The sequence below is a fragment of the Ruegeria sp. YTSC004 genome (assembly GCF_059609805.1).
In genome coordinates this window covers 229026-255973 of sequence record NZ_JBXWMJ010000004.1, presented here as the reverse complement: position 1 = coordinate 255973, position 26948 = coordinate 229026, and the positions used below count along the sequence as shown (strand labels likewise).

At 58.7% G+C, this 26948-nt stretch carries 26 protein-coding genes; 15 read left to right on the top strand and 11 right to left on the bottom strand.

The genetic code is table 11. From position 1 onward, the window contains the following. Nucleotides 1–12 precede the first annotated feature (12 nt). From AC2FFP_RS10065 to AC2FFP_RS10055, 3 genes are all read right to left on the bottom strand, one after another. Nucleotides 13–1284, bottom strand: a complete 1272-nt coding sequence (locus AC2FFP_RS10065) for an MFS transporter (protein ID WP_058273985.1) — start codon at nt 1282–1284, stop codon at nt 13–15. 112 nt (nt 1285–1396) lie between these two features. Beyond that, nucleotides 1397–2443: a tRNA preQ1(34) S-adenosylmethionine ribosyltransferase-isomerase QueA gene (gene queA / locus AC2FFP_RS10060; RefSeq protein WP_496880989.1), complete on the bottom strand. Its 1047-nt coding sequence runs from the start codon at nt 2441–2443 to the stop codon at nt 1397–1399. Between the two features lie 48 nt (nt 2444–2491). Continuing rightward, a complete protein-coding gene (locus tag AC2FFP_RS10055; RefSeq protein ID WP_496844179.1) occupies nt 2492–5875 on the bottom strand; it encodes a YhdP family protein in 3384 nt (1127 codons plus the stop codon). A gap of 68 nt (nt 5876–5943) precedes the next feature. Between AC2FFP_RS10055 and AC2FFP_RS10050 the strand changes: the two genes are divergently transcribed. The 7 genes from AC2FFP_RS10050 to AC2FFP_RS10020 all read left to right on the top strand — a co-directional run bounded on the left by AC2FFP_RS10050 (nt 5944) and on the right by AC2FFP_RS10020 (nt 11968). Continuing rightward, nucleotides 5944–6405: a peroxiredoxin gene (locus AC2FFP_RS10050; protein ID WP_496766997.1), complete on the top strand. Its 462-nt coding sequence runs from the start codon at nt 5944–5946 to the stop codon at nt 6403–6405. A gap of 85 nt (nt 6406–6490) precedes the next feature. Next, complete coding sequence (locus tag AC2FFP_RS10045; RefSeq protein ID WP_496881011.1) at nt 6491–7306, top strand: ferritin-like domain-containing protein; 816 nt, start codon at nt 6491–6493, stop codon at nt 7304–7306. A 179-nt stretch (nt 7307–7485) separates the two neighbouring features. Continuing rightward, on the top strand, nt 7486–8811 hold the full coding sequence (locus tag AC2FFP_RS10040; protein ID WP_496880988.1) for a DUF5930 domain-containing protein: 1326 nt from the start codon (nt 7486–7488) through the stop codon (nt 8809–8811). Next, nucleotides 8801–9301 (top strand): bactofilin family protein, encoded by a 501-nt coding sequence (locus AC2FFP_RS10035; RefSeq protein WP_496723381.1) that lies wholly within the window; start codon nt 8801–8803, stop codon nt 9299–9301. The genes AC2FFP_RS10040 and AC2FFP_RS10035 overlap by 11 nt, the downstream gene beginning before the upstream one ends. Nucleotides 9302–9417: 116 nt before the next feature. Further along, a complete protein-coding gene (locus AC2FFP_RS10030) occupies nt 9418–10227 on the top strand; it encodes a M90 family metallopeptidase (RefSeq protein WP_496766994.1) in 810 nt (269 codons plus the stop codon). A 123-nt stretch (nt 10228–10350) separates the two neighbouring features. Continuing rightward, on the top strand, nt 10351–11040 hold the full coding sequence (gene aqpZ, locus AC2FFP_RS10025) for an aquaporin Z (protein ID WP_496723385.1): 690 nt from the start codon (nt 10351–10353) through the stop codon (nt 11038–11040). A gap of 85 nt (nt 11041–11125) precedes the next feature. Then, the gene (locus AC2FFP_RS10020) at nt 11126–11968 is read left to right on the top strand and encodes an alpha/beta fold hydrolase (RefSeq protein WP_496723387.1); all 843 of its coding nucleotides are present in this window, start codon (nt 11126–11128) and stop codon (nt 11966–11968) included. A 39-nt stretch (nt 11969–12007) separates the two neighbouring features. Here AC2FFP_RS10020 and AC2FFP_RS10015 read toward each other — a convergent pair whose 3' ends face one another. Both AC2FFP_RS10015 and AC2FFP_RS10010 read right to left on the bottom strand, forming a co-directional pair. Further along, nucleotides 12008–12556, bottom strand: a complete 549-nt coding sequence (locus AC2FFP_RS10015; protein ID WP_496766993.1) for a peptidylprolyl isomerase — start codon at nt 12554–12556, stop codon at nt 12008–12010. Then, a complete protein-coding gene (locus tag AC2FFP_RS10010; RefSeq protein ID WP_496723389.1) occupies nt 12549–13055 on the bottom strand; it encodes a peptidylprolyl isomerase in 507 nt (168 codons plus the stop codon). Before AC2FFP_RS10010 ends, AC2FFP_RS10015 begins: the two co-directional genes overlap by 8 nt. A gap of 136 nt (nt 13056–13191) precedes the next feature. Between AC2FFP_RS10010 and AC2FFP_RS10005 the strand changes: the two genes are divergently transcribed. The 7 genes from AC2FFP_RS10005 to AC2FFP_RS09975 all read left to right on the top strand — a co-directional run bounded on the left by AC2FFP_RS10005 (nt 13192) and on the right by AC2FFP_RS09975 (nt 19491). Next, nucleotides 13192–14382 (top strand): phosphoglycerate kinase, encoded by a 1191-nt coding sequence (locus tag AC2FFP_RS10005; protein ID WP_496766992.1) that lies wholly within the window; start codon nt 13192–13194, stop codon nt 14380–14382. 61 nt (nt 14383–14443) lie between these two features. Continuing rightward, a complete protein-coding gene (locus AC2FFP_RS10000) occupies nt 14444–14788 on the top strand; it encodes a lysozyme inhibitor LprI family protein (RefSeq protein ID WP_496766991.1) in 345 nt (114 codons plus the stop codon). Between the two features lie 164 nt (nt 14789–14952). Next, nucleotides 14953–15252 carry an FtsB family cell division protein gene (locus AC2FFP_RS09995; protein ID WP_496766990.1) on the top strand — a complete coding sequence of 100 codons (300 nt, stop codon included), beginning with the start codon at nt 14953–14955 and terminating at the stop codon, nt 15250–15252. Nucleotides 15253–15415: 163 nt separating this feature from the next. Next, nucleotides 15416–16405, top strand: coding sequence for a pyruvate dehydrogenase (acetyl-transferring) E1 component subunit alpha (gene pdhA, locus AC2FFP_RS09990; protein WP_058273998.1), 990 nt, complete (start codon nt 15416–15418; stop codon nt 16403–16405). Between the two features lie 15 nt (nt 16406–16420). After that, complete coding sequence (locus tag AC2FFP_RS09985) at nt 16421–17794, top strand: pyruvate dehydrogenase complex E1 component subunit beta (protein WP_496766989.1); 1374 nt, start codon at nt 16421–16423, stop codon at nt 17792–17794. A gap of 14 nt (nt 17795–17808) precedes the next feature. Next, nucleotides 17809–19107, top strand: a complete 1299-nt coding sequence (locus AC2FFP_RS09980) for a pyruvate dehydrogenase complex dihydrolipoamide acetyltransferase (protein ID WP_496766988.1) — start codon at nt 17809–17811, stop codon at nt 19105–19107. Nucleotides 19108–19254: 147 nt separating this feature from the next. Then, nucleotides 19255–19491, top strand: a complete 237-nt coding sequence (locus tag AC2FFP_RS09975; protein WP_496766987.1) for a hypothetical protein — start codon at nt 19255–19257, stop codon at nt 19489–19491. Between the two features lie 6 nt (nt 19492–19497). Here AC2FFP_RS09975 and cysE read toward each other — a convergent pair whose 3' ends face one another. Then, on the bottom strand, nt 19498–20307 hold the full coding sequence (cysE, locus tag AC2FFP_RS09970) for a serine O-acetyltransferase (protein WP_058277511.1): 810 nt from the start codon (nt 20305–20307) through the stop codon (nt 19498–19500). A gap of 84 nt (nt 20308–20391) precedes the next feature. On the opposite strand from cysE, the gene AC2FFP_RS09965 reads away from it, so the two are divergent. Beyond that, nucleotides 20392–20730, top strand: a complete 339-nt coding sequence (locus AC2FFP_RS09965; protein WP_496880987.1) for a TraR/DksA family transcriptional regulator — start codon at nt 20392–20394, stop codon at nt 20728–20730. On the opposite strand, the gene AC2FFP_RS09960 is transcribed toward AC2FFP_RS09965, so the two are convergent. From AC2FFP_RS09960 to AC2FFP_RS09940, 5 genes are read right to left on the bottom strand one after another with little or no spacing between them, the layout of a single operon-like run. Continuing rightward, nucleotides 20711–21007, bottom strand: a complete 297-nt coding sequence (locus AC2FFP_RS09960; protein ID WP_496766985.1) for a DUF7742 family protein — start codon at nt 21005–21007, stop codon at nt 20711–20713. The genes AC2FFP_RS09965 and AC2FFP_RS09960 overlap by 20 nt on opposite strands. A 7-nt stretch (nt 21008–21014) precedes the next feature. Continuing rightward, nucleotides 21015–24983, bottom strand: a complete 3969-nt coding sequence (locus AC2FFP_RS09955) for a baseplate multidomain protein megatron (protein WP_496880986.1) — start codon at nt 24981–24983, stop codon at nt 21015–21017. Next, the gene (locus AC2FFP_RS09950) at nt 24984–25430 is read right to left on the bottom strand and encodes an NlpC/P60 family protein (protein ID WP_496766983.1); all 447 of its coding nucleotides are present in this window, start codon (nt 25428–25430) and stop codon (nt 24984–24986) included. Further along, a complete protein-coding gene (locus AC2FFP_RS09945) occupies nt 25427–26314 on the bottom strand; it encodes a phage/gene transfer agent baseplate hub protein (protein WP_496766982.1) in 888 nt (295 codons plus the stop codon). Before AC2FFP_RS09945 ends, AC2FFP_RS09950 begins: the two co-directional genes overlap by 4 nt. Continuing rightward, a complete protein-coding gene (locus tag AC2FFP_RS09940; RefSeq protein ID WP_496766981.1) occupies nt 26314–26946 on the bottom strand; it encodes a phage distal tail protein, Rcc01695 family in 633 nt (210 codons plus the stop codon). Before AC2FFP_RS09940 ends, AC2FFP_RS09945 begins: the two co-directional genes overlap by 1 nt. Nucleotides 26947–26948: the final 2 nt, after the last annotated feature.

Genomic DNA, 26948 nt, shown 5'->3' with positions numbered 1-26948 from the left:
TAAATTCGTGTTCTAGGCAACATCTTGCGTTTCCTGCTCGGCTTCTGCGGCCTCGATGGCCACCTCTTGCGCCAATTCCATCACAACCGGAGACGCCGTTGGATAGAGCGGCGACATGGTGCCCGTTTCGTCGACCGGGATCGCCGCGCGCTGGGTCATACGGTAAAGCGCATAGCCCGCCATAACGACCAGCAGTATTGCGATGAAAAGGAAAAAGCCCGGAGGACCAAAGACCGCATCCCCCATGAGCCAACCGGTGATCAACGGGCCCGCAATGGCCCCCATGCCGTTGATGAACAAAAGACCCCCTGACGCTGCGGCCATGTCTTCGTGTTCCAGAAAGTCATTCGCGTGCGCAATCAGCAGTGAATACAGAGGGTTCGACATACCGCCGATCACAAAGGCCGCGCCCAGCAGGATTGGAAACGTCACACCGAATACCAAGCCCACAACTGCCGCGCAGCTGCCGACCCCTGCAACAAGCATGATCAGGAAACGGCGATCCATGCGGTCGGACATCCATCCCAATGGATACTGCAAGACCAGAGCACCGATATAGAATGCGGCAATAAAAGTCGAAATCTCGACCAGCGTCAGACCCGCGCGGGCACCGTATACCGACGCCATCCCGAACTGTGCAGAGAAAACGCCGCCCAGAAGAAACATGCCAACACAGCCCAAGGGCGAATATCCGAACAATTCGCGCAAAGTCATCGGTTTGGTTGTGTCAAACGCAGGTGTCGGTGAGATCGACAAGAGAATTGGCGCAAAAGAGACCGAAACCAGAATGGAGGCGATTACAAAGGTATCGAACCCGGCCGGATCGCCCAAAAGAACCAAACCTTGTGCGCTGATGATGCCTGTCATCTGGAAGATCATGTAAAGAGACAGCGCCTGCCCACGGTTCTCGTTGCTGGCTGCATTGTTGAGCCAGCTTTCCGCAGTGACGTACACTCCGGAAAAACAGAACCCGATCACGACACGGCCCAGAATCCAGATAACCGGGTCGGTCATCAACGGATACATGATCATCACGGCAGAAATGAACGATGCCAGTGCCGCGAAGACCCGCACATGTCCGACACGTCGGATCATTTCGGGTGCAAGGCGTGATCCACCCAGGAAACCAACGAAATAGGCCGACATGACGAATGACATCTGAAGGGTCGAAAACCCCTCGATCTCGCCCCGGACACCCAGGATTGTCCCCTGAAGGCCGTTTCCGACCATCAACAGGCCCATACCAAGCAATAGCGCCCATGCGCTGGAAAGGACCTGAATCATTGGGGCCTCCGAAAAATTCCGACCAAGACTGTGACACCGTTTTGCAATCAAAAACGGCTTTGGTCATGCTTGTCTACGACATTGAAAAGATTCGATCCCGACAACACGTCCCTTACGGGATCAAAAGCGACGCATCCCCGTAAGAGAAGAACCGGTATTTCTGTTCAATCGCATGCGCGTACACCTTCCGCATTCGCTCCTGCCCCATCAGGGCCGACACCAGCATCAACAAGGTGGATTTCGGCAGGTGGAAATTGGTCATCAAGGCGTCGGTCACATGAAATTCGAAACCGGGATAGATGAAGATGTCCGTTTCGCCTTCCCATGGTTCGATCTGGCCCGACCGGCTGGCGCTTTCGATCAGTCGTAACGCCGTTGTGCCTACCGGGATGACCCTGCCCCCTGCGGCCTTGGTCTCGCGGATCTCTTGCGCGGCGGCGGTGCTGACACTGCCCCACTCAGCGTGCATCTTATGGGTCGTCACGTCCTCAACCTTGACCGGCAGAAACGTTCCCGCGCCCACATGCAGCGTGACATGGGTGACTGCGACACCGCGCGCGCCCAGCGCCTGCATCAACGCCTCATCAAAGTGCAGCGACGCCGTCGGGGCGGCAACTGCACCGGAATTGCGGGCCCAGATTGTCTGGTAATCCGTCTTGTCCTGCTCATCCGCAGGCCGCTTGGCGGCGATGTAGGGCGGCAGAGGCATTGCCCCGGCCTGTTCCAGCGCAGCATCAAAATCATCGCCCGACAGATTGAACCGCAGATAGGCTTGCCCGTCCTCAACCCGCTCCAGCGTGGCGCTCAGTTGATCCGAGAATTGAATGTCTTCACCCAGCTTCACTTTCTTCAGCGGTTTGATCAGGGCCGCCCATGTGCCATCAGCCTGCGGGTCCAGCAAAGTCGCCTCGATTGCAGCAGACACCGGTCCTTGCGCACTGTCGCGATGGCGCCGCCCGTTCAGGCGCGCGGGGATGACGCGCGTGTCGTTTAGCACCAATCTGTCACCCGGCTGCAACCAGTCGGTTAGATCAAAAACATGCGCATCCGAGATCACGTCACCTTCGGCCACCAACAGGCGCGCGGATGAGCGCGGGCTGGCGGGACGTGTGGCAATCCGGTCTTCGGGCAGATGGAAGTCAAAATCGCTGAGTTTCATAGCCGCGCCATACAATTCCGCATCGGAATCAGCAACAGCCCATCCGGGTCAATTGTCCCGGGGCGGAGAACCAAAGGTCTTTTTGGGTTCATCCGGCTTTCTCGGCAGCGCATTGGGGCCATCTGATACAGTCGGGGCCGGTGCGCGCAGTAAATTTCGTAGGAACAGTGGCGCAAGGCCAGACAGCGGGTTTACGGAAACTTTTGGCTTCGTAAGCGGCCCGGTCAGGCTGTAGTTGAACCCGATGACCCCCTCGCCTTTTTTCGTAAACACACTTCCGATCGCGTTCACCAGATAGATCGGAGAAATTGCGCCACGCAGGTTTAGCATGCCCGCAACCGTGTCGATCGTGCCGTCAAAGGACAAGCCGATGGACGGGCCAACGGCGCTTCCACTGAGGACTTTGATTTCGGTCGGAGTGATCCGCATGCGGCTATCGATAGTCGAGAAAAAAATCCCCTGCCCGGTCATCTCGTCCAAAAGTCCAACAAGACTGATCGCGTCTAACAGTGCGGCCATTGCCGGTGCATCGGTAATGCGTGTGTTTAGTATTTTGAGGATCACATCATAATTCCCCGGCGCGCTGACCGGTTCCAGTTGCAGATCCAAACTGCCGCCACGCGCCTGGGTGATAACACCAGCTGACCGCAGGACGGCCCCTGCGTCCTTCGACTTTATGTTCACGGCGCTACCGCTGTCGCGCGGGCTCATCTGACCGCTGACCGCCGTGCCGCCGTTAACATTGGCCGTAAAGGTGCCGTTCACCCCGCCTGTGGTTTGAAACGCGCCCCGGAACCCGGTCAGTGCAATGTCTTCGGTCACCTGCAGGCGGTCCAACAGAACATCGATCCTTGGACCGGGGCCTGACCCTCCTCCGCCACCGCCCTCGCCGAAGGTTGCGCGACCCAGATTCATGACACCGCCCTGAACGACGATATTGGGGACAGGTCCGCCGGTGTTGATCAGTTCGGCCGGCACCGCCAGCCAGTTGCCCAGATCAAACGAACTGAACCGTATCCGGTCAAAGGCACCCCCGTCCCGGAAGAAGATCGAGGCTTTAGTGCGCAGCCCCGCGACATCAAGCGTCAGATCATCCACTTTGGGCTTTTCACCCAGCGTGGCGTCCAGTGTCATCTTTCCGGTCGCCCCCGTCCCTTTGCGCCAGCCAAGTTCAGGAATTGCCATTCCGACCCCGGCGAGGTCCGAGGTCGCAGAGAGTGTGACGGGTTCATCCGCGCCGATTCCAACGGTGATATCCGCTGTGCCTTTTCCAGTCAGCATGCCCGGCGGCAGCGGCACCTTCAGTTCGCTCATCAACAAAGGCGACAGTTCGATCTGGCCCGTCAGTTCGCTGCGTTGCGGCCCATCCCCGCCAATGGGCTGACGCCACGCGACCTGCATCGGCACTTGGCCGAATAAGCCGTAGCCGTCGATCTTCACCTCGGTCTGATTGCCGGACAGGTTCAAAAGATCAGCGCTGACGGAATAGTCAGGCACAAGTTTGTCGCTTTGCACATTGTCGATTTCACCGGTGTAGTGGAATTCTGTGTCGTGAAACTTCAGCCCCTTTTTCAGCGGCAATGACAAAGTGCCTGACAAGCTTACGTCACCAGCCGCCAGATCGACCGGCAAGTTGGCTTTAGACATCAGGCTTAGTGGTGGTCGGTCCAGCAGCGACAAGGCGGCCTCGACGCTGCCGCGCGCCTCGATCCGAGCAATCGCAGGCGTTCCGCCCTTGGCAGTTGTATCCGGGATGATGAACGAGGTTCCCGAGGCATCCACCGCGCCACCCTGATCGGCGATGACAACCCCTTTTTCAGCCGTGACGGTAAAGCGATCTTTCAGCAGGCTAAGCCGGCCCCGCCCGTCCTGGATCAGCGGCAAGGTCTTGGCAAACCTGATCTTGGCCTCATCGAACCCAAGGCCCAAATAGAGGTCCGGCTTACTGCCCGGATGCAAGCGTAGTGAAAACTCCACATCTGAAAACTGACCTTCGAACAGGTTTTCCGACACCCATTTCCGCGGGTTCGGCGCCAGTCTTTCGGGCCAGTATCGCAACAGGTTCTCAGACCCCATCTTGTCCAGTTGCGCATCAAACGCGGCATCCCAACCGTCGGGCTGGCCGATCAACCTGCCCGTTGCGTGCAATTCGTGCAGGGCATCCGTGATCGTCAACTGCCCCAGCTGCAGCTCGAACGGCGCAAGCTTGAGTTGAAAATCCACATCCGCCCGCGCCGTTTCCAGCGATTCCGGGAACAGACCACCGGGGTAGATATCGATACTGTTCAGGGTCAGCTGTGACGTCAGGCTTTCAAGAACACCGTTTTCGACCCCGTTCAAATAGGCTTTGCCTTCGGCCTGCACGGCCCCCACGTCGGACACGACCGAGGCCTCGTTGAATTCCAGAACATGACGCGCGGGGTCATAGGTGAAATAGGCGCGCGCGGATTCGAACCCGATCGGGCGCGTCTCAGGTCTGGGCTGCAGGACACCCTCGCCCAGATTCAACGTCGCAAAAAGCGGCCCCAGCGCGGCCTGCCCATCTACACTGCCCCGTAACGCGCCGGAAATCGGAGCATTGAGCACCTGCAACCACGCCAGTGCAACGCTTTGGGTGGCAATGTCTTCCGAGGGTAAATCGGTGATCGAAACCCCAAAACTCGCCTGAGGGGTACCAAGCACGCTGGTATAGTTCGCCTCGATCGTGCTGGCGTAGTCGCGCCCGGTCAGAACCGAAAACCCGGTCGCCAGCCGCATTTCATTCCCGTCCCGGATGATCGAGATATGCCCGCCGTCAAACACCCAGGCCCGCCCCAGCCGCAGATCCTGATAGTCCAGCGTCAACGATTCCAGATCGACCGCCCGCAAACCTGACAGAAACGGGGACAGGAACACATCATCCGATTCCTCGATAAGCTGTGCCAGCGTCGGGGCCTTTTGCACCGGGGCACTGCCCGACCCCACTGTCAGCGACAGCGCACCGTCCTCACCACGGGTCAAAGCAATCTGCGCACCCAGCATAGTGATCCGCCGCGGTCTGATCTTGCCGCGCAGCAATTCACGCATCGACAGGCGTGTCCGCAAATCCGAAATCTGAACGATCTGACGCCCCGCCGCATCGCTGATGGTCACATCCGTCAATCGGATACGCGGGCGCCACTTTTCGTTTACGATAAAGCTGGCGTCCCCAAAGGTGAATTTAAGACCGCCAAGGCTGCGTTCCAGACGCGCTTCTACTTTCTGTGTGACCCATTCCGGCGCGTGCAGCTGTTTTCCGATCAAAAAGAACCAGCCCGCTCCGACCAGCAGGCACATTAAAAACAAGGTTCCGATGCTCCAGCGCGCGGCGATACGACGGCGTGACCGGCGGCGGACAGGCGTCTCGGGCCGGTCGCCACTTGCGTCTTCGTGCTGAGCCAATTTTTTATCCAAGTCTTTCAACCCGCTCGCGTCGCCCTATTATGCCGGGCAGCACTTAAAATCCTTTAGCGGAGTTTCCAATGCCCGACGTAACAGACATCGCCCCTGATTTCACATTACCCCGCGACGGCGGCGGCGAAGTGACCCTATCGGACCTGCGCGGCGGTGCCGTCGTTCTGTTTTTCTACCCCCGCGATGATACGCCGGGCTGCACCAAGGAATCCATCGGTTTCTCGGAACAACTTCAGGCCTTTGGTGATGCGGGGGCTCAAGTTTTTGGCATCTCGCGGGATAGTGTTGCCAAGCACGACAAGTTTGTTGCCAAACACAGCCTGACGACTCCGCTTTTGTCGGATGAAGGGTCTTCGGTCTGCGAGGACTATGGCGTCTGGGTTGAAAAGAACATGTACGGCAAGAAATCCATGGGAATTCAACGCTCGACCTTTCTGATCGATGGCGAGGGCAAGATCGCCAAGGTCTGGCGCAAAGTCAAAGTCCCCGGCCATGTGGACGAGGTGCTAGAGGCTGTGCGCAGCCTGTAATCCTCTCGACCACGGTCGTCATCCGGTCTATGAGCCGTCCATCTCAACCAACGGAGACAACGCGGTGTCCAAAACACTGACTCAGATGGCGACTGAAGTCCTGACAACAGCGAATGGTCGGGAAAAGACTGCCCTGTCCAAGCGCTATGCCGCCGCCTGGTTCGCATCGCGCAAGGGCGACGCGCCTGAGATTGAGGTGCGAACCGCAACTCCGCCGCTAAACCCTGCCCGCCCGGAAAAGCCCGAGCTGCTATCGCCGCGTGAGGTTCCAAAGCGCAAGCCCGGAACCGAGGCCGGGCGTATCGCCCTGCTTCACGCAGTTGCGCATATCGAGCTGAACGCCGTCGACCTACACTGGGACATCATCGCGCGGTTTGGCCACGTGCCGATGCCCATCGGGTTCTACGATGACTGGGTCAAATGCGCCGAAGAAGAATCGCGGCATTTCGAATTGGTCTGCGATTGTCTGGAAAGCAAGGGCAGCCACTATGGCGCTCTGCCCGCGCATGCGGGAATGTGGCGCGCGGCCGAAGACACTGCCGAAGATTTGATGGGGCGACTGGCGGTTGTCCCCATGGTGCTCGAGGCGCGTGGGTTGGACGTGACACCCGGCATGATCGACATATTCCGCAAGGCCAAAGCCGAGCAGGCAATTGCCGCGCTCGAGGTCATCTATGCTGAAGAAGTGGCCCACGTGGCTTATGGTTCAAAATGGTTCCATTTCCTGTGTGGGCGTGAAAACGCAGATCCCAAGGATGTATTTCACCAATTGGTGCGCCAGTATTTCCATGGCGTCCTGAAGCCCCCGTTTAACGAAGAAAAACGGGCCGAGGCCGGGCTGCCGCCGGATTTCTATTGGCCTCTGACGGAGGATTTGCCATTGCCGGGACAGGCGCAATAACGGGCACAAGTTGACGTTATCGGCAATTTCTCGCCTAGAATCGGCGGCAAAAACCGGTAACGCAAGGTCGATAAGTTAACAAACTTGCCCAAAGCTCCCTCTCGCTCTATGCACTTCGCCCAAGGGACGGCTATCACTCACGACCGGTCCCGATCTTTGGGGATGGAGAGGTAGGACGCGTGAGAACACGTCTGGCAATCAAATTACATTCATTGTTCGAGCGGCATTTTCCCGAACGCCGTGTCTTTCTGAAATCCGACAATGATACGCGGTTTATTCGGCTAAGCTCGGAAACGCAGGTCATAGCCGTTGCTGGTGTCGCCTTGTTCGTGGGATGGACAGCTGTCGCGACTGCGATACTGTTGATGGACAGCATCGGGTCGGGAAACTTCCGGGAACAGGCAAAGCGTGATCAGGCGACCTATCAGGAACGACTGAACATCATGTCCACGGAACGGGACGTCCGAGCGCAGGAGGCTTTGGCGGCTCAGGACCGGTTCAACGCAGCGCTCGAGCAGATTTCGGCCATGCAGTCGGAACTGCTGGCGTCGGAAAACCGCCGCCGCGAGCTTGAGACCGGGATCGAGGTTATCCAGACCACGCTGCGCGCTACCATGAAACAGCGCGAAGAAGCACGTACAGAACTGGTCACGCTTCAACAGGAAGCGGGCGAAGGCGACATGTACATGGCCGCCGTTGCCAACCCTGAACAGATGAACTTTATGACCGAGGCACTGTCCCGTACCGCCGAGGAACGCGACCAGATTGCCGCCAATGCCAAGGACGCGCTGGAACAGCGTGACGATCTTGAGCTGGAAATCCGGCTGATGCAGGAACGCAGCGACGAGATCTTCCGCCAGTTGGAAGAGGCAATGGTGATCTCGGTCGAACCACTGGACAAGATGTTCCGCCAGGCCGGCATGCCCACCGACCGCATCATCGAAGAAGTCCGCCGCGGCTATAGCGGCATGGGCGGCCCCCAAACCCCTATTTCTTTCAGCACGCGCGGTGAGGAACTGACCCCCGACGAGATCCGCGCAAATACTCTGTTGCAACAGATGGATCAGTTGAACCTGTACCGAATTGCTGCAGAGAAAGCGCCGTTTGCAAGCCCCGTCAATTCCGTCGTGCGATTCACGAGCGGTTACGGGACGCGTCGAGACCCCAAGACAGGTGGTCGCCGCATGCATAACGGCGCTGATTTCGCAGGTGCCCATGGCACCGACATTTTTGCCACCGCCGACGGTGTGGTCACCCATGCCGGCTGGCAGTCCGGGTTTGGACGGCTGGTAAAAATCAAGCACGCGTTCGGAATTGAGACACTTTATGCCCATAACACGAAGATACGCGTGAAGGTTGGTCAAAGGGTCTCGCGCGGGGATCATATTGCTGATATGGGTAGCACCGGACGGTCGACCGGCACGCACCTGCACTATGAAGTTCGCGTGAACGGAAAACCTGTTAACCCAATGACTTACATCAAGGCTGCGAGAAATGTTTTCTAAGAGCAAAATCAACGAGCCCTCGTCCACTGCACCCGAGGCGGCAAAACCCGCTGCACCGGCGACACCGGCGGCCCCTGCACCGGCAGAAAACAAGGCCAGCACCGCGCCCAAGCCCAAGCCACCGGCATCGGTTCTGTCTTCGGACCTGCACATCACGGGCAACCTGAAGACCTCGGGCGATATCCAGGTCGAAGGCACTGTCGAAGGCGACATCCGTGCGCATCTGCTGACAATCGGTGAGACTGCCACCATCAAAGGCGAAGTCACCGCCGATGACGTCGTGATCAACGGCCGCATCGTGGGCCGTGTCCGTGGTTTGAAGGTACGCCTGACCTCGTCCGCACGTGTCGAAGGCGACATCATCCACAAGACCATCGCGATCGAAAGCGGCGCGCATTTCGAAGGTTCGGTTCAGCGTCAGGACGACCCTCTGAACCCGGGCCGCGGCGGCAAGGCGGGTGCCAACCCGGCGGCCGAAGTCAAGCAGTAACGCGGACCACTTTCCAAGTTTCGAACGCCGCGGGGAAACCCGCGGCGTTTTTCATTTGACGGGGACGATTGGGTTTTCCGGTTCCAACCGCCCGGCGCGTCCTTATAGTGACCTTTATGTTGTTCTTTTTCACAGCCTTGGCGCTTATTGCCGGTTTCCTACTGTATCGCTACTGGTCCAAGTCCCGGGCGCGCCAACAGTTATTGTCCACACCCCTGACAGACCACCAACGCATCCTCATCGAGCAGCAAGTGCCGTTGATCCGCCGCCTGCCCCTAGACCTGCGTGTCAAACTGGACGGCAAGGTGAATCTGTTTCTGGATCAGGTTCGTTTCTTCGGTTGCGACGGGCTGGACGTGACCGAAGAGATGGAACTGGCCATCGCCGCGCAGGCCTGTCTTCTTATTGTAAACAGCGACCTCTGGTACGATCACCTGACCACGATCCTGATCTACCCGAACGCTTTTAAGTCTCGGCAGCGCCGACAGGAAGGATACGTCGTCAGCGAGAAAGAGATCGTGCGCACCGGGGAAAGCTGGGACCGTGGACCGGTTATCCTGTCTTGGACCCACAGCAAGCTGGGCGCACTGAACGACCATGACGGGCAGAATGTCGTACTGCATGAGTTTGCCCACCAGATAGACGATCTGTCCGGTGGCACCAACGGCGTTCCGATCCTGAGCGACGGGCAAAGCTTTGCCGAGTGGGAGCGTGTCTTTCTGACTGCCTATGACACCCTTGTCCGCGCCGTCGAAAGCGGGCGGCGCACGGTAATCGACGCCTATGGCGCAACCGGCCATGAAGAATTCTTTGCCGTTTCCGTCGAGGTGTTCTTTGAAAAGCCCCGCGACCTGAAATCTGAGGCCCCTGAGGTCTATGACCAACTTGCCAAACTGTTCCAACTGGACCCGGTTGCCTGGGGTTAGGCGTGCTTAGGCTCCCACCGCCTCACTCCTGACCACTGCCAGTGAAATTTCCCCTTATCCAAACATTTCACAAAACATCATTTTCGAATTAGTCTTAAATTAGTGTTTTCAGGAGGATTTTTCATGTCATCAAAACTCATGGCCGAGTTCTTCGGTACGTTCTGGTTGGTTCTGGGCGGTTGCGGCAGCGCCGTTCTGGCCGCCGGGGTCGCCGATGTGGGCATCGGTTGGCTGGGCGTTTCCTTTGCCTTCGGCCTCACCGTTCTGACGATGGCCTATGCCGTCGGGCATATCTCGGGCGGCCATTTCAATCCTGCAGTCAGCCTTGGGCTGATGATCGGGGGACGGTTTCCGGCGAAGGACCTTATCCCTTATTGGATCGCCCAGGTCATCGGCGCAATTGCTGCGGCTGCTGTCTTGTATCTAATCGTCAGCGGCGCGCCCGGCTTTGACGGCGTGGGTGGGTTTGCCTCGAACGGCTATGGTGAGGCATCACCCGAGGGCTATTCAATGATGTCCGCTCTGGTGATCGAGATCGTCATGACTGCGTTCTTCATCATCATCATCCTGGGGGCCACTTCCAGCGGCGCTCCTGCCGGGTTCGGCCCCATCGCCATCGGGCTTGGTTTGACATTGATCCACCTGATCTCGATCCCGGTGACCAACACATCGGTCAACCCGGCCCGGTCCACAGGGGTTGCTTTGTTCGCGGACGCGCCTGCCCTTGGGCAGCTCTGGCTGTTCTGGGTTGCACCCCTGATCGGTGGCGCAATCGGCGCATTGATCTGGAAGGCGATGACAACAGACGACTAAAGGCCAAGCGGGGGATTATTTCCCCCGCTTTCCTCTTCCTAAGCTATCATCCCTGACGAGACGACGCGAAACCAGGGAGGTAGACATGCTTCGAACACTGATGGTCACTGCGATGACGTTGACCGCGACAGCGGGACTGGCACAGGATGCTTGGCTGACAATCCCCGAAACGCCTGCCATGCCCAAGGCCGCGTCCAGTGGTACCGCCAGCGTGAATGGCATAGATATGTATTACGCCACCTATGGATCGGCAGAGGGCACGCCCGTGCTGCTAATCCATGGCGGTCTGGCGCATGGCGATATCTGGGCAGCGCAAGTGGCTGATCTGGCCAGTGACCACAGCGTGATTGTGGCGGATACGCGGGGGCACGGCCGTTCAACCAATGACGGCAGCACCTACAGCTACGAACTGTTGGCGCAGGACTATCTGGCGCTGCTGGATCATCTGAATGTTGAGCAAGTAAATCTGGTCGGATGGTCTGACGGTGCCAACATTGGCTACACGATCTCGACCACGGCGCCGGATCGTCTTGCCAGCCATTTCGCCCATGCGGGCAACGTTACTTTGGATGGGATTGACCCTTCAGTCGAAACCAACGAAGTCTTTGGAACTTACGTCGGGATGATGGCCGGGGACTATGCCGCCATGTCCCCCACTCCGGACGGGTTCGAAGCGTTTCTGGGCGGTGTCGCAGCCATGTGGGCGACGGAAAAGCCCGGAGGGCTTGAGGGGCTGCAATCCGTAACCGTGCCCACTCTGGTCGTGCAGAGCGAACATGACGAAGCAATTCTGACCGAACACTCACAGGCGATTGCCGAGGCGATCCCGGACGCTGAACTATTGATTTTGAAAGACGTCAGTCACTTTGCGTCATTTCAGGATCCGGATACTTACACGCAAGCGATCCGAAACTTCATCGATCAATGACGAGAAACCCGGCGCTGGAGTAAGCGCCGGGTTCAAAGATCATTCGGTAACGGTGACTTTTTTCATCACGTCCGGCTGGCCGATCACCGCGCCATTCTGTCCCTCACCGCGTTTGATCGCATCTACCACGTCCATGCCGCCGGTCACCTGACCAACAACCGTGTACTGGCCGTTCAGGAACGGGCCCGGCTCGAACATGATGAAGAATTGCGAGTTGGCACTGTTGGGGTTTTGCGCCCGCGCCATGCCGACAACACCCCGGTCGAATTCGAAATCCGAAAACTCGGCCGGAAGGTCCGCACGGTCAGATCCACCGGTGCCAGCGCGACGCAAGTCGCCGCCCAGACGGCCATGCTCAACATCGCCGGTCTGAGCCATGAAGCCGTCGATCACGCGGTGAAACACCACGCCATCGTATTTCCCTTCATTGGCCAGGGCAGCGATTTGCTCGACATGTTTCGGGGCCAGATCATCGAACAGGTCGATAGTGACGGTGCCATTGGCCCCCTCACCTTTGATCTCGACCTCAAGGCCCGTGGCCAGCGCCGGGCTGGCCAACAAGGCAAAAGCAGCGGCCAGTTTATACATCGGCTGCCACCTTGACGCTGATCATGCGGTCAGGACTCATCGGCGGCTCGCCACGAACGATGGCGTCCACATGCTCCATCCCGTCGATGACGCGACCGTAAACGGTGTACTGACCGTTCAGGAAGTGGTTGTCCTTGAAGTTGATGAAGAACTGCGAGTTGGCCGAATCCGGGTTCTGCGAACGGGCTGCGCCCAGCGTGCCGCGGTCATGCGGCAGCTTCGAGAATTCCGCCGGAACGTTGGGCAGAGACGACCCGCCGGTACCCGCCATACGCAGGTTGAACCCGTCTTCCATGTCGCCGTGCTGAACATCGCCGGTCTGCGCCATGAAACCATCGATCACACGGTGAAAGGCCACGTTGTCATACTCACCACTGCGCGCCAGTTCTTTCATGCGAGCGCTGTGCTGGGGCGCTACATCCGGCAACAGCTCGATGACGACATTGCCGTCTTTGAGTTCGACGATGATTGTGTTTTCGGGATCCTTGATCTCGGCCATTAGGCCCTCCTGTCGTTTTATCTTGCGCAAATACCTATGCGCAGGGCGCGGGAATGCCAAGTGACGCATTGACCTGACGGCAAAATGCAGGAAAAGAACCGCCTAAGTCACTTTCATATTTGTCGAGGATTGCGCGATGGGCTGGAAAACACTGGACGACATGGACCTGAACGGCAAACGCGTGTTGGTGCGCGTGGATATCAACGTGCCGGTAGTCGACGGCGTGGTGACCGACGCCACCCGTATCGAGCGCATCGTGCCGACCGTGAAGGACATCTTGGCCGCTGGCGGCAAGCCCATCCTGCTGGCGCATTTCGGGCGTCCGGGCGGCGAACGTCGCCAAAACCTGTCGCTGAAGCAGCTTGTTCCGACATTGGAGGCAGCCTTTGGCACCAAGGTTCGGTTTGGCGATGACTGCGTGGGGATCGAGGCGGAAACAGCGGCAGCAAACCTCAGCGCTGGCGAAGTGTTATTGCTGGAAAACACGCGCTTTCACGCGGCGGAAACCAAAAACAGCCCGGAACTGGCGGCCGGCATGGCAAAGATGGGCGACGTCTATTGTAATGATGCCTTCTCGGCCGCACACCGCGCACACAGCTCGACTGAAGCACTGGCCCGGTTGTTGCCCGCCTGCGCGGGCCGCCTGATGCAGCAAGAGCTGAGCGCGTTGGAAGCCGCGCTAGGCGCGCCTAAACGCCCGGTTACTGCGGTTGTCGGCGGTGCCAAGGTTTCGACCAAGTTGGACCTGTTGGGCAACCTGATCGAAAAGGTGGATTACCTGATCATCGGCGGGGGCATGGCGAACACCTTCCTTGTCGCACAAGGCGTGAATGTCGGCAAATCGCTGGCGGAAACCGCGATGAAAGACACGGCGGCCGAGATCCTGGCCAAGGCCGAAACGACCGGCTGCCAGATCGTCCTACCTCGCGATGTCGTCGTCGCTGAAAAGTTCGAGGCCCACGCCCCCAATCAGGTCCTGCCAGCCGATCAATGCCCTGCAGACGGCATGATCCTTGACGCCGGTCCCGAGACTGTTGCTGAAATCACCGCGATTTTTGAGAAGAGCCAAACGCTCATCTGGAACGGTCCGCTGGGCGCGTTCGAGATTGAACCCTTTGATGCCGCGACCAACGCAGCGGCCTTGAAGGCGGCCGAACTGACACGGTCCGGACAGCTTGTGTCGGTCGCAGGCGGTGGTGACACGGTCGCTGCGCTGAATGCGTCCGGTGCCGCAAAGGATTTCTCTTACATCTCGACTGCCGGTGGCGCGTTCCTGGAATGGATGGAAGGCAAAATTCTTCCCGGCGTCGCGGCACTGGATCAGTAACCCCTGTCTGTCTGGCAATCGGCATTCATGGTACTCTCTCTGTCAAACCGGGAGATGTGCCATGAAAGCTATTGCCGTCCTTGCCACCACTCTGCTGCCCATCACGACATATGCGCAATCCCATTGCGATGGCCAAACACAGGTTGACGCCAATTTCTGCGCCAAAGAAAAATGGGAAATTGCAGATCAAGAGCTGAACCGCCTTTGGTCAGAGATCAAACCCGCATCGGACGCGCGCGGTGATGGCCAAGCCCTGCTGACCGAGCAACGCGCTTGGCTGAAACGCCGTGACGTGACCTGTGACCCCGAGCTGGACAGCGACGGTAGCGCGGCCCCCATGTTCTATTGGGCCTGCATGGAAGAACAAACCCTGCAACGCAACCAGGCGCTGGAAGCCTGGCGATAACCGCTTTTTTCCCAGCCAAATTCATCAGGCGAACATATTTTTTCTGCTGATCATCAAAAATTGCGAATCGAGGGATTCACAAGCCGAATCACCTGTGACATAGTGCAGGCAGATGTCCGAAAAGGGCACGTTTTTGAGGCAGACTTCATACGGCGGTAAACAGAGTGTCCCGTTCCCATCGGCCCGGTTTGGGCTCAGTTGTATTCTTCATGGTGGCTTTCACGCTGAGTGTTTATTTCACCTTCGCCGCCGTGCAGGGCGACTATGGCCTGTTCCGACGGGTCGAGATTGCAGCGGAACGGGACGCCCTGTCGCGCGACCTGGCCAAACTTGACGCCGAAATCACGGAAATGGAAAACCTGACGCGCCGCCTGTCAGACAATTACCTGGATCTGGATCTTCTGGATCAGCAGGCGCGGTCCGTTCTGGGCATGATCCGCTCGGATGAGATCGTCATTCGCTGACCCCCCCACCAATGGATGCCACCCCACGGGTTAACCGCATGATCACGCGCTGAATTCTGCCTTGCCGGACGCTGCGTCACATTTCCCCTCGCCAGAAAGCAACAAATGCTTTATGAGATAGTTTAACGCTAAACTATCTTGCCGAGAGGGGGAGATCGCCACAATGGCTGCGCGAAAAACCACAAAGAAACCAAATGTTTCTGCGGAAGAACTTACCGAATACTACCGTGAAATGCTGCTGATCCGCCGATTCGAGGAAAAGGCCGGTCAGCTCTATGGCATGGGTCTGATTGGCGGTTTCTGCCACCTCTACATCGGCCAAGAGGCCGTTGTTGTCGGCCTTGAGGCTGCGACCGAAGAAGGTGACAAGCGTATTACCTCATACCGCGACCACGGCCATATGTTGGCCTGCGGCATGGATCCAGGCGGCGTGATGGCCGAGCTGACCGGGCGCATCGGTGGTCTGTCCAAAGGTAAGGGCGGCTCGATGCACATGTTCTCGAAAGAGAAGCATTTCTATGGTGGTCACGGCATCGTTGGCGCACAGGTTCCGCTGGGTGCGGGACTGGCCTTTGCGGACAAGTACAAGGGCAATGGTCGCGTGACCTTCACCTATTTCGGTGACGGCGCTGCGAACCAGGGCCAGGTCTATGAGACCTTCAACATGGCCGCCCTTTGGGATCTGCCGGTGGTGTTCGTGATCGAGAACAACCAATACGCCATGGGTACGGCGCAGGCGCGCTCGACCTCGACCAAAGATATCTACCACCGCGGCGAAGCGTTCGGCATCCCAGGTGAGATCGTCAACGGCATGGATGTACTGGCTGTCAAAGCCGCTGGGGAAAAGGCTGTCGCGCACTGCCGTGCGGGCAAAGGCCCCTATATTCTTGAGATCAAAACCTACCGCTACCGCGGCCACTCGATGTCCGACCCGGCCAAGTACCGCACCCGCGAAGAGGTTCAGAAAGTCCGCGAACAAAGCGACCCGATCGAACATGTGCGCGAACTGCTGCTGACCGGCAAACACGCGACCGAGGATGATCTGAAGGCGATCGACAAAGAGATCAAAGAGATCGTCAATCAAGCCGCCGAATTCTCGAAAGAAAGCCCCGAGCCTTCCGTCGAAGAGCTCTGGACCGACATTTACGCCTGAGAGGACGATTAAGACATGGCAACCGAAATTCTCATGCCCGCCCTTTCGCCCACAATGGAAGAGGGCACATTGGCCAAGTGGCTGATCAAGGAAGGCGACACCGTATCCAGCGGCGATATTATGGCCGAGATCGAAACCGACAAGGCGACGATGGAGTTCGAAGCCGTCGATGAAGGCATCGTCGGCAAGATCCTGATCGCCGAAGGCACCGAGGGGGTTAAAGTGAACACCCCTATCGCAGTGCTGGTTGAAGAAGGCGAAGACGCCTCGGCCATCCTAGCGGCTGCGCCCGCAGGCGCGGCGGTGGCTGAGGCTGCCCCCCTGGCAGCAGAAGCCCCCGCCCCCGCTGCAACCGCACCTGCGGCACCCAAGGTGGATCTTTCCCCGGACTGGCCGGCGGATGCACCAATGGTCCAGCAGACCGTGCGTGAAGCTTTGCGCGACGCGATGGCCGAAGAAATGCGTGGTGACGAAGACGTTTACCTGATGGGCGAAGAAGTCGCCGAGTATCAGGGCGCCTACAAAATCAGCCAGGGCATGCTGGACGAATTCGGCAGCAAGCGCGTGATCGACACCCCGATTACCGAACACGGGTTTGCCGGCATCGCTGTCGGATCCGCCATGGCCGGACTGAAACCGATTGTCGAGTTCATGACCTTCAACTTCGCCATGCAGGCGATTGACCAGATCATCAACTCGGCGGCCAAGACGCTGTACATGTCCGGTGGTCAGATGGGTTGCCCCATCGTATTCCGTGGCCCCAACGGTGCCGCTGCTCGCGTCGGTGCGCAGCACAGCCAGGATTACGCTGCGTGGTATATGCAAGTGCCTGGCCTGAAAGTGGTAATGCCTTATTCGGCGGCTGACGCCAAAGGACTGTTGAAATCAGCGATCCGCGATCCGAACCCGGTTGTGTTCTTGGAAAACGAAATCCTTTACGGCCGTTCTTTTGACATGCCGCAGGTGGATGATCTGACCGTCCCGCTGGGCAAGGCACGTATCTGGCGCGAAGGTTCGGACGTGACCATCGTTAGCTTTGGCATCGGCATGCAATATGCGCTTGAGGCCGCCGACAAGCTGGCCGAGGACGGTATCAGTGCCGAGGTGATCGACCTGCGCACTATCCGGCCAATGGACACAGGCGCGATCATCAACTCGGTGATGAAGACCAACCGTCTGGTGACCGTCGAAGAAGGCTGGCCGCAAGGCTCGGTCGGCGGCTACATCTCATCCGTGGTGATGCAAGAGGCGTTCGATTACCTCGACGCGCCGGTCATCAACTGCACCGGCAAGGATGTTCCGATGCCTTATGCCGCAAATCTGGAAAAACTGGCGCTGATCACAACCGAAGAAGTGATCGCAGCCGTCAAACAAGTGACCTACCGGTAAGGAGCGACAGACAGATGCCCACGGAAATTCTGATGCCCGCCCTGTCGCCGACCATGGAGGAAGGCACCCTTGCCAAATGGCTGGTCAAGGAAGGCGATACCGTCTCGTCCGGCGACCTGCTGGCGGAGATTGAAACCGACAAAGCCACGATGGAATTCGAGGCCGTCGACGAAGGCACAATCGGCAAGATCCTGATCCCCGAAGGCACCGAAGGGGTCAAAGTAAACACCGCGATCGCGGTGCTGCTGGAAGACGGCGAAAGCGCGGATGACATTGCCGCTGCGCCGGCGGCTGCTCCTGCTGCTTCCGCGAGCAACGAGGCTGCCGCGCCAGCTGCACCCGAGGCGCCCGCCCCTGCTTCGGCTGCTCCGGCCAAGGCGGATGGCGGTCGGATCTTCGCATCTCCTCTGGCCCGCCGTATCGCGGCCCAGAAAGGTCTGGATCTGGCGCAGATCGCTGGTTCTGGCCCACATGGGCGGATCGTGAAAGCAGATGTCGAAGGCGCAACTGCAACTGCCCCGGCTCCGGCTGCCGCATCCGCACCCGCCGCTGCTGCACCGGCAGCCGCCGCAGCTCCGGCCGGTCCGTCCGCGGATGCTGTTGCCCGGATGTACGAAGGTCGCGACTACGAAGAGATCAAGCTTGACGGGATGCGCAAGACCATCGCTGCCCGCCTGTCCGAGGCCAAGCAGACGATCCCGCATTTCTACCTGCGCCGCGATATCAAGCTGGACGCGTTGCTCAAGTTCCGCAGCCAGCTGAACAAGCAGTTGGAAGGCCGCGGCGTAAAGTTGAGCGTCAACGACTTCATCATCAAGGCTGTCGCCAACGCGCTGCAACAGGTTCCCGAATGTAACGCCGTCTGGGCCGGTGATCGGGTTCTGCAGCTTAAGCCCTCGGACGTGGCTGTCGCAGTCGCCATCGAAGGCGGATTGTTTACTCCGGTTCTGCAAGACGCCGACACTAAATCGCTGTCCGCATTGTCGACCGAGATGAAGGACCTTGCCGGGCGTGCCCGCGAACGCAAGCTGGCACCGCATGAATATCAGGGCGGCACATTCGCGGTCTCGAACCTTGGCATGTTCGGTATCGACAATTTCGACGCCATCGTGAACCCGCCGCATGCAGGCATCTTGGCAGTGGGAACCGGGCTGAAAAAACCGGTTGTCGGCGATGACGGTGAACTGACAGTAGCTACTGTTATGTCGGTGACAATGTCTGTCGATCATCGAGTCATTGACGGTGCGCTTGGCGCCCAGTTGCTGCAAGCCATTGTGGACAACCTGGAAAACCCGATGGTCATGCTGGCCTAAGGAAAATCAGGGTCGCGCCGATACCAGACCGGCGCGACCCAACCAGATCACAACCGTCATGTGAGAGCTTGTGATCACCGCGCGTGTTGCGCCGACGACTACCGTCAACCACCTTGTCTGAATGAAAATCACGGACACAGGCGACCTATGACTTCCACCTATTCGGTAAACTTCTTGCTGGTTACAACACTTGTGTTTGGTATGCCGACGGTTGCGGCGGCGAAGCCAAATACCTATCCGGGTGAACATTCCGCCTTCAGTTCTGATCCAGCCGAGACGGCCAAAAGTGAAGCTGAACGCGCGAAAAGGAAAGAAGAACGAAAAAAGCGGCGTGAAGAACGGCGGCGCAAGCGGTCGATCAAAAAGAACGACCGCTTGAACTGACTTGAGTTACTGGTCTTTGCCCAGCATGTGATCCATCGAGATCGAGGGTTGATCGCACCCGGCCTCTCCGACGATCTTGGCCGGTATTCCAGCCACGGTTTTGCAAGCAGGCACTTCCTGCAGCACCACCGAGCCTGCAGCAATACGACTGCAGTGGCCAACTACGATATTGCCCAGAACTTTGGCACCTGCCCCGATCAGCACCCCATCGCCAATCGTGGGGTGGCGCTGTTCTTCTTCCTTGCCGGTCCCGCCAAGGGTCACCGAATGCAACATCGAGACGTTGTCGCCAACGATCGCCGTTTCACCAATCACGATCGAATGCGCGTGGTCGATCATGATACCTTTGCCGATCTTTGCCGCGGGGTGGATATCAATCCCGAAAATCTCGGACGAGCGCATCTGAAAGAAATACGCCAGATCGTAACGCCCCTTGCGCCACAACCAGTGCCCCACGCGATAGGCTTGCATCGCCTGATACCCTTTGAAGTAAAGGATTGGTTGCAACAGGCGGTGGCAGGCCGGGTCGCGTTCGTAGACGGCCATCAAATCCGCGCGCGCAGCTTCGAGCAGTGCGGGGTCGTCGGCATAGGCTTCGTCCACGATCTCGCGCAGTACCATCATCGACATTTCGTTCGAGCACAGCTTGGCCGCAATCCGGTAGGACAGCGCCCGTTCCAGGCTGCGGTGGTGCAAGATACAGGCGTGAACCAGCCCACCCATCAAAGGCTCAATCTCAACTGCCGACTGAGCTTCGGCGGTGATGCGATCCCAAACAGGGTCGACGGGGGTCACGTGGCTGCGCGTTTCGAACATGGCTTTTCATCCTTTGCTGCGCCTAGAATGCCATTTAGTTGTAAAATCACCAAACGCAAACCCGTGATCTGCAGGGCAACGAAAATGAATGAAGCCCAGTTGGAGGATTTCGAAGCCCGTATCCGCGCGCGATTGGACGAATTGGCCGCACATTCTGCGCTTGGAACCGAGGCACAAGCAGTTGTTGAACTGGACCAACAGGCAGTCGGGCGGCTCAGCCGGATGGGCGCCCTGCAAAATCAGGCCATGGCCAAGGCTCAGCAAGCGAATCGGGATATCGAAACACGCCGATTGTCAGTGGCCCTGACCCGGGTCAAGGATGGTGAATTCGGGTATTGCGAGGATTGCGGCGAAGAGATTCCGGTTGGTCGTCTGAACCTTGATCCAGCGGCCAGCAAGTGCGTCAGCTGCGCATCCGGGTAACGCGGAATTGAACCAGGCATCGCAGAACCATCTCAAAACACTGGCAATATTGCAAATCGTCAAAGCTTGGCTCGTTGGCTAATGGCCGGGTTCGGGCCACTGTCATCAATGAGCCATTACCAAACAGCGGGTGTAGCCGGCCTGTATTGCCGACATAGATGTCGGCCAGTTCAGCTTCGTTGATCATTCTGGTGCACAGGCGTTCCCGGTCGGAAGGCGGCGCGTTTAGCAACACCCGCGCCGCGGCACTTACATCGCCGTGCAAAACAGGACGCATACGTGCCTTACCCAACCAGAAGACGTGCGGCGGGACCCGGCCCGTAGCTGGCTGAGATCTGTGCCACATCAACCTCGTAAGTGCCGGTTACGCCATCGGCGGCTTTCATCGTAGATGGGTATGTCCAGCGCGGCTCTGACGTAACCTGTTCGCGTATTGCTGACCCGTTGATCCTGATTTTCACCAGATAGGATTCAGTCTCTTCCCCCAACGGCACGTCAAATCCATCCCAGCCATCGCCGTCCAGCCGGGTTCGACGGATCCACGAAATTTCGTCACCCGCTCCGATTTTTGCCGATTTGACATGCACCGGAGCATATGGCCGAAGTCCGTTGCCGTCGAAGGCGTGAACCTGGTGGAGGAAAGAAGGATCGTCGTAGGCACGTGTTCCCGGCCCAATGCGATAATGTTTCGCCACGCGCCGTTCAGACCGCAGCAACCCGGTTTGGAAAACTCTTTCATCCAGCAAGACAAAAGTTGAACCTTCAGGCCAGGTGTCGGGCATGACACTGTCCGTCCCCAATTGCCCGCGCAGGCGCCCTGAAAGGGCGTAGGTCCCCTGACCCACAAGTTCGGCGCTGGCGAACTGGAACAGTTCCCAGTTGCCGGGCGTCCCGTCCCCTATTGCGGCCAGATTGGCACCATTCAACAAAGCGTCGCGCGGGCGCGATTCCAGCAAGCCATCGACCAGCCTGACGCGCAGCGGCGCACCGTCGTCCCAAACCCCTACCTCGGCGCGCCGCAAAGGCGATTGAGTAAACCCGATGACGGCCTGTGCCGAGATAACCTCTTGCAAGGTATAATCCTCATCATTCACGGCCGAATACACTGCGGCGCTGCCAGGCCAGGGGTCGGCGGACACAGCCAGGAAAGGCGCATGCGGCACCTCTGAGCCGGTTATCAGCGGCAGATCCATGAAAACCGGCAGAACCGGAACCGGGGCGACGAAGGGCTTGGTCGAGACTATGTCATCAGGCAGGTCAGACGGCGCGTACATTCCTGGTTCGATCCGAACGGCATCCGCCAATTGCATCTCGGCTTGCTCCAGTCGATCGATCCTGAAACGCGCACCCTGCCCGCCCTCACCCAGGCTGACGACATCCCCCGCGCCGATGTGCCTCAACGAAGGCGGCAGCGCAAAGCGCACGGTTTCGCGGGACACCCGCGCCTCGCTTAGCCACCGTTCCGCCGTCTGACGACCTTCGGCACGGGTCATGGACAGGGGCATCTCGTTGACAGACACCGAATGGGTCCGCGTGTCGGGCAGAACGGCCTCTTCCGCGATGATGTCATGATCCCCATCCGATTGAACAAAGCGCAAGCGCACCCGGCCAGTCATTTCAGCCTCAGCTTCGCGGCGATGTTCGATACCGGCCTCAATATCCGAGCTGAGCGCCAGATGTTCCTGATTCAGTGTGATGGCGCGTTGCCCATTGCGCATCTGGAACCGCAATACGCCATCCCTCTCGATTGCATCGAAACCATAGCGCAGCATCAGCGGCTGCAAGGCTGATCGCGCGTCCGAGACCTGTTCAATAGCATAGCCGCGCACCAAACCATAAAGGCGCGACGTGTCGATGTCGGTCACACCAGCCCCGTGACAAATCTCGGTCACTACCGATGCCAGCGTGCGCGACCCCGACCGCCCGTTCAACCAATGCCCTCGCGCGTAGTTCTCACCATCACTCCACTGGCTTTGCAGATTCGGGAAGGTTGGATATGGTCGCGCATCCCAAGCCCAGAGATAGGCATTGGACAGATCAATCATGCGGCCGCCGTAAGTATTGGAAACCGGGTTGTTTTTTGCCTCGGACCAATAGCCCAAAATCGCCTTGAGATATTGCACCTGAATGAAATCATCCCGCAGACCGTTGGAATAGCGCGGCAGCTTGGATTCCGAGGATTTCGGGTCCAGAAACTTGTTCGGCTGATTGGTGCCTTTGTCGATGGCCGCACAACCCAGTTCCGTGAACCAGATCGGCTTGGACCGAGGCACCCATGCGGTCCGATTGGCTTGACGCACGCCTCCGATCCGTTCGTGATGCGGTTGCGACCACCAGTTGCGAATATCCTTGTATCGCCAGATCCATGCCTCATCATGCGCCTGATCTTCGATCGCTGACCGGATCTGCGCTTTGGATTCCTCGGTCGAGGCGTAGTACCAGTCGTACCCTTCCCCACCTTCAACATTGCCGCGCAGGTAGTCCAGATCATAGATCGCATCTACGCCCGCTTTGGCGTCGGCGTGATCTTCTCCGTCCCGCCAGTCAGACAGGGGCATGTAGTTGTCGATACCAACGAAGTCGATATTGTCATCGGCCCAAAGCGGATCCAGATGAAAGTACCGGTCGCTGCCAGCATCGACGGGTTTGTAACCGAAATACTCGCTCCAGTCGGCCGCGTAGCCGATTTTGGTATCCGGCCCCAGGATTTTGCGCACTTCAGCCGCGAGGATCTGCATCTGCGCCACCGCAGGAAACCCGGTCGCGCCCCTGATTTGCGTCAGGCCGCGCATCTCGGATGCGATGCAGAACGACGACACACCGCCAGCTGCCTTGCAGAGCGCCGCATAGTGCAAAATGAAGCGGAACAAACCCCATTCTTGCGGGCCGGTATAGGTGACGGTGCCATCGGCGACGACAAAGTCACCAGCGCGGGCCTGGCCAAAGAATTGCGCAACCTGCGCGTCAGCCCCGGCTGTCTTATCCGGAGATCCGTTGCGGCCTGGTGCCTGGCTCAGCGTGATCCGCCCTCGCCAAGGCAGGTGCGGTTGATCGGTGGCATCAGACCACGGATCCGGCAGGCCATTGCCGCGCAACTGGTCCATCAAGATGAAGGGATAGAACATCACCCGCTTGCCGGATGTGTTCAGATGCCGGATCGCCTCGACCACCGACGCATCCGCAGGTGTCGCCCCATATACTGGTCGATCATTTTCGATCTGAACAACCTGTGCAGCAGCTCGGGATACGCCTGATACGCTCCACGGCATGTTCTCGCCATCAAACTCTTTGTGCAGGACCTTTGGCTGCACCTTGCACTGACCGCACCGCAGATCGTCGCCAAACCACGACACGACAAGCGACACCGCTTCGCAGGCGGGTAATTCAGCATTCAGCGCGTGAGTTGAGGTGATCAGATCGGAAACGCCCGAAGCCGAATGCACGTTCGCAGCCCAGCTTTGCCCCTGCCCTTTGGAATAATTCACCTGCCTGCTGGCCAGAGAATATTCGCCCGTACCCGGGATCATCGCCACGCCGCGCACGATCTGGGATACAGCACCGAGTGTGTCGGGCAGCCCCGGCTGTTCCTGTCGGACAACCTCAAAGGAAAACTGCGGGACCCGGTTGCCGAATGCAGCAAGCTGTAGGTCCTCGATCACCACATATGCGGTGCCCCGGTACGCAGGGACCTGTCCGGTGCCCTCGACCGCCTCGATCAACGGGTCAGGCAATTGATTGTCGGTGCCCTTGTACAGGCGCATATTCAGCCCGACGCGCTCAAGCTCTTCACCATCGGCCCAGATACGTGAGATGTCGGAGATCTGCCCAGCGCCCACGGCAATCGCCAGCGAGATCGAATAGCTGTAGGTATGCGTGGTCGTGGTTGTTGTGGCCGAGCTTGGCCGACGAGACCCTTTTCCACCCCGCGTGGATTGGGTTGTCGTGCTGGTGCTGCGGGTTTCCAGAAAGTCCGATGCCCAGATGATCTGCCCGCCAACACGCATACGGCCGAACACGGTAGTGACCGAAGCCCCCTCTCCGGTTTCGGTCAGGCGGAAACGATCCAGACGCCCGGTTTCGACAACCTCGCTGCCGCCACCCATCACAGATTGACTCATCAACCGCTGGTCGATTACCCGCCCCAAAGTCGCGCCGACAGCCCGGCCAATGATTGCCGTGGAAAGACCCGCGACAGTGCCACCGATCGAGCCACCAAGGGCAGCGCCTGCTGCGGAAAGTACAATCGTAGCCATTTACTTGACCTCCGGCGGGAATGCGAAACAGGCGACAACCCGGCGACGCCAAGGGTCGCTCAGGGCGTTTTCTACAACTCCGTGCCCGGAATATGCGTGAATGAACCGAGGGACCGCGCCGGTTTCGCTGACAACACCCACATGTTTGGCGACGCCGCCATCACGCATGCGGAACAGCAAAACGTCGCCTACTGCCAGTTCCGAGGGCCGCTTTGATGTCAAATTTCGGCGGGCCGCATCCCACATGCGTTCATCCCCCTGTGGCTCTGACCAGTCCATGCTGTAGTTCGGCACGGACTCCGGCTCAGCTCCGTACAGCGCGCGCCAGATGCCGCGTAGCAATCCCAAACAATCCGCCCCCGCGCCCCTGACGGACGCCTGATGCACATACGGCGTGCCTAGCCATCGGCGCGCTTCTGCAACTATGTCCTGCCGGTCTACTGTCATCGTCTGCTGCCCCCTTTATTCGGTTTGTCTTTCTTAGGAACAGCCATCACCCAATCCTCGCCTGGTAAGTCCGGAAAACCTTGGAAATTGATGAGGTTGTTGAACTTTCTTCGACAGGTCTCCATACGTTTATCGCACCCGGCGGTCAGCCGGACACGATCACCGACTGTCAGCCCGCCACTGATCCCCGTCCATAAGGTGACATTGCGCCCCCCCGGAATACGCTCATCCTGTTTCACCGACGCCCAAAGACCCGAGGCCGTGCCGGAAATCACATCCAAACGACCACGTTCGAACCATGCCATATCCGGCGCGTCCGCCCCTTTCAGTTGAAGCAAACTGCCCGACGACAGACTGACGATCTCCGCTTCTGCCTGAAAACCGGGCGTTGCCACGTTGAATCGGCAAGCGCCGTCGCCCAGCACTGCGGTGCATGGCTTTTGGTAAATCCGCCCCAAGGGCCGGTTCAGCAGATCGGTCAACCCTCGCAACTCAGCGTGAAACGCCCCGCCACCGCGCCGCATTTCCCCGATCGAGCCACGAAACTGTAATACCCTTTGTTCAGGGTTCACCCAGTTCACCAGCCAGGCCCGTACCTGAGCGCCGTCAAACCGCCCGGCTTCGATGTCTTCTTCCCTGATTGCCGCATCAGACAGCGCGCCCATCGCCTCGGAGTTGTCAATCGAAAGGCCTGTCGCCTGTTCGATCGCTGCCGCGGTCAGACCACTGCTCGCCTTGAAGACCAGCCCGTCAAAGCGCAGCTCCATATCATGATCGGTAAAGCCGTAAACCTGCCCATCCGTGCGCGTGATGGCCCAGCATCGACAGGTTGTCGTCATCCCGCTTTGCAGGTGCTCCTGCAACCCCTGTGCATTACCGCCCATCAGACCCGCACCTCGACCACCGGAACGTTGGGCACGTCGCCTGCCTGAAAGCTGGCCACGCTGGTCTGGATCTTGTCGGTGTCAAAACGAACGGGCACGTCAAATTCGAACCCTGCCGTAATCTCGACGTCTTGCGGTGGCGCGTTCGTAAACGTGACCTGGCCCCGCGCCAGATCTACCTCGAAATCCACGCCTTCGCGCATTTCGTCCTGCTCAAGGCCAAGTTTGACGGTCCCTAGAACTGGCTTGAGGATCGGACGGACGTATTTGAACCCGCCAGAGTTGTAAGTTTTCAACAACTGGAACTCGGTCGTCTTGCCGTCGCCACGTGCAATGACCTGATCGGCATTGTCTACCTCAGCCGTTGCTGCGCCCGACTTGAAGTCAGACCAATCCTTCCACCGAAATCCGAACATCTGCCCCTGCCGCGCCTCGAAGAACGAAATCAGCGCTTCGATATCGTCAAGCGAGCGCATCCCGAGCCCGGCATCATAGCGTCGTCTTGAATGGGCCCAGGGCGTGTTGCGTTCTTCAAACCCGTTGGCCAGTGTCACGATATCTGTGCGCCGCTCGGGGCCGCCAACCGAACCAAAGCTCAAGCTGGCGGGAAATCTAACCTCATGGAAATTCATGG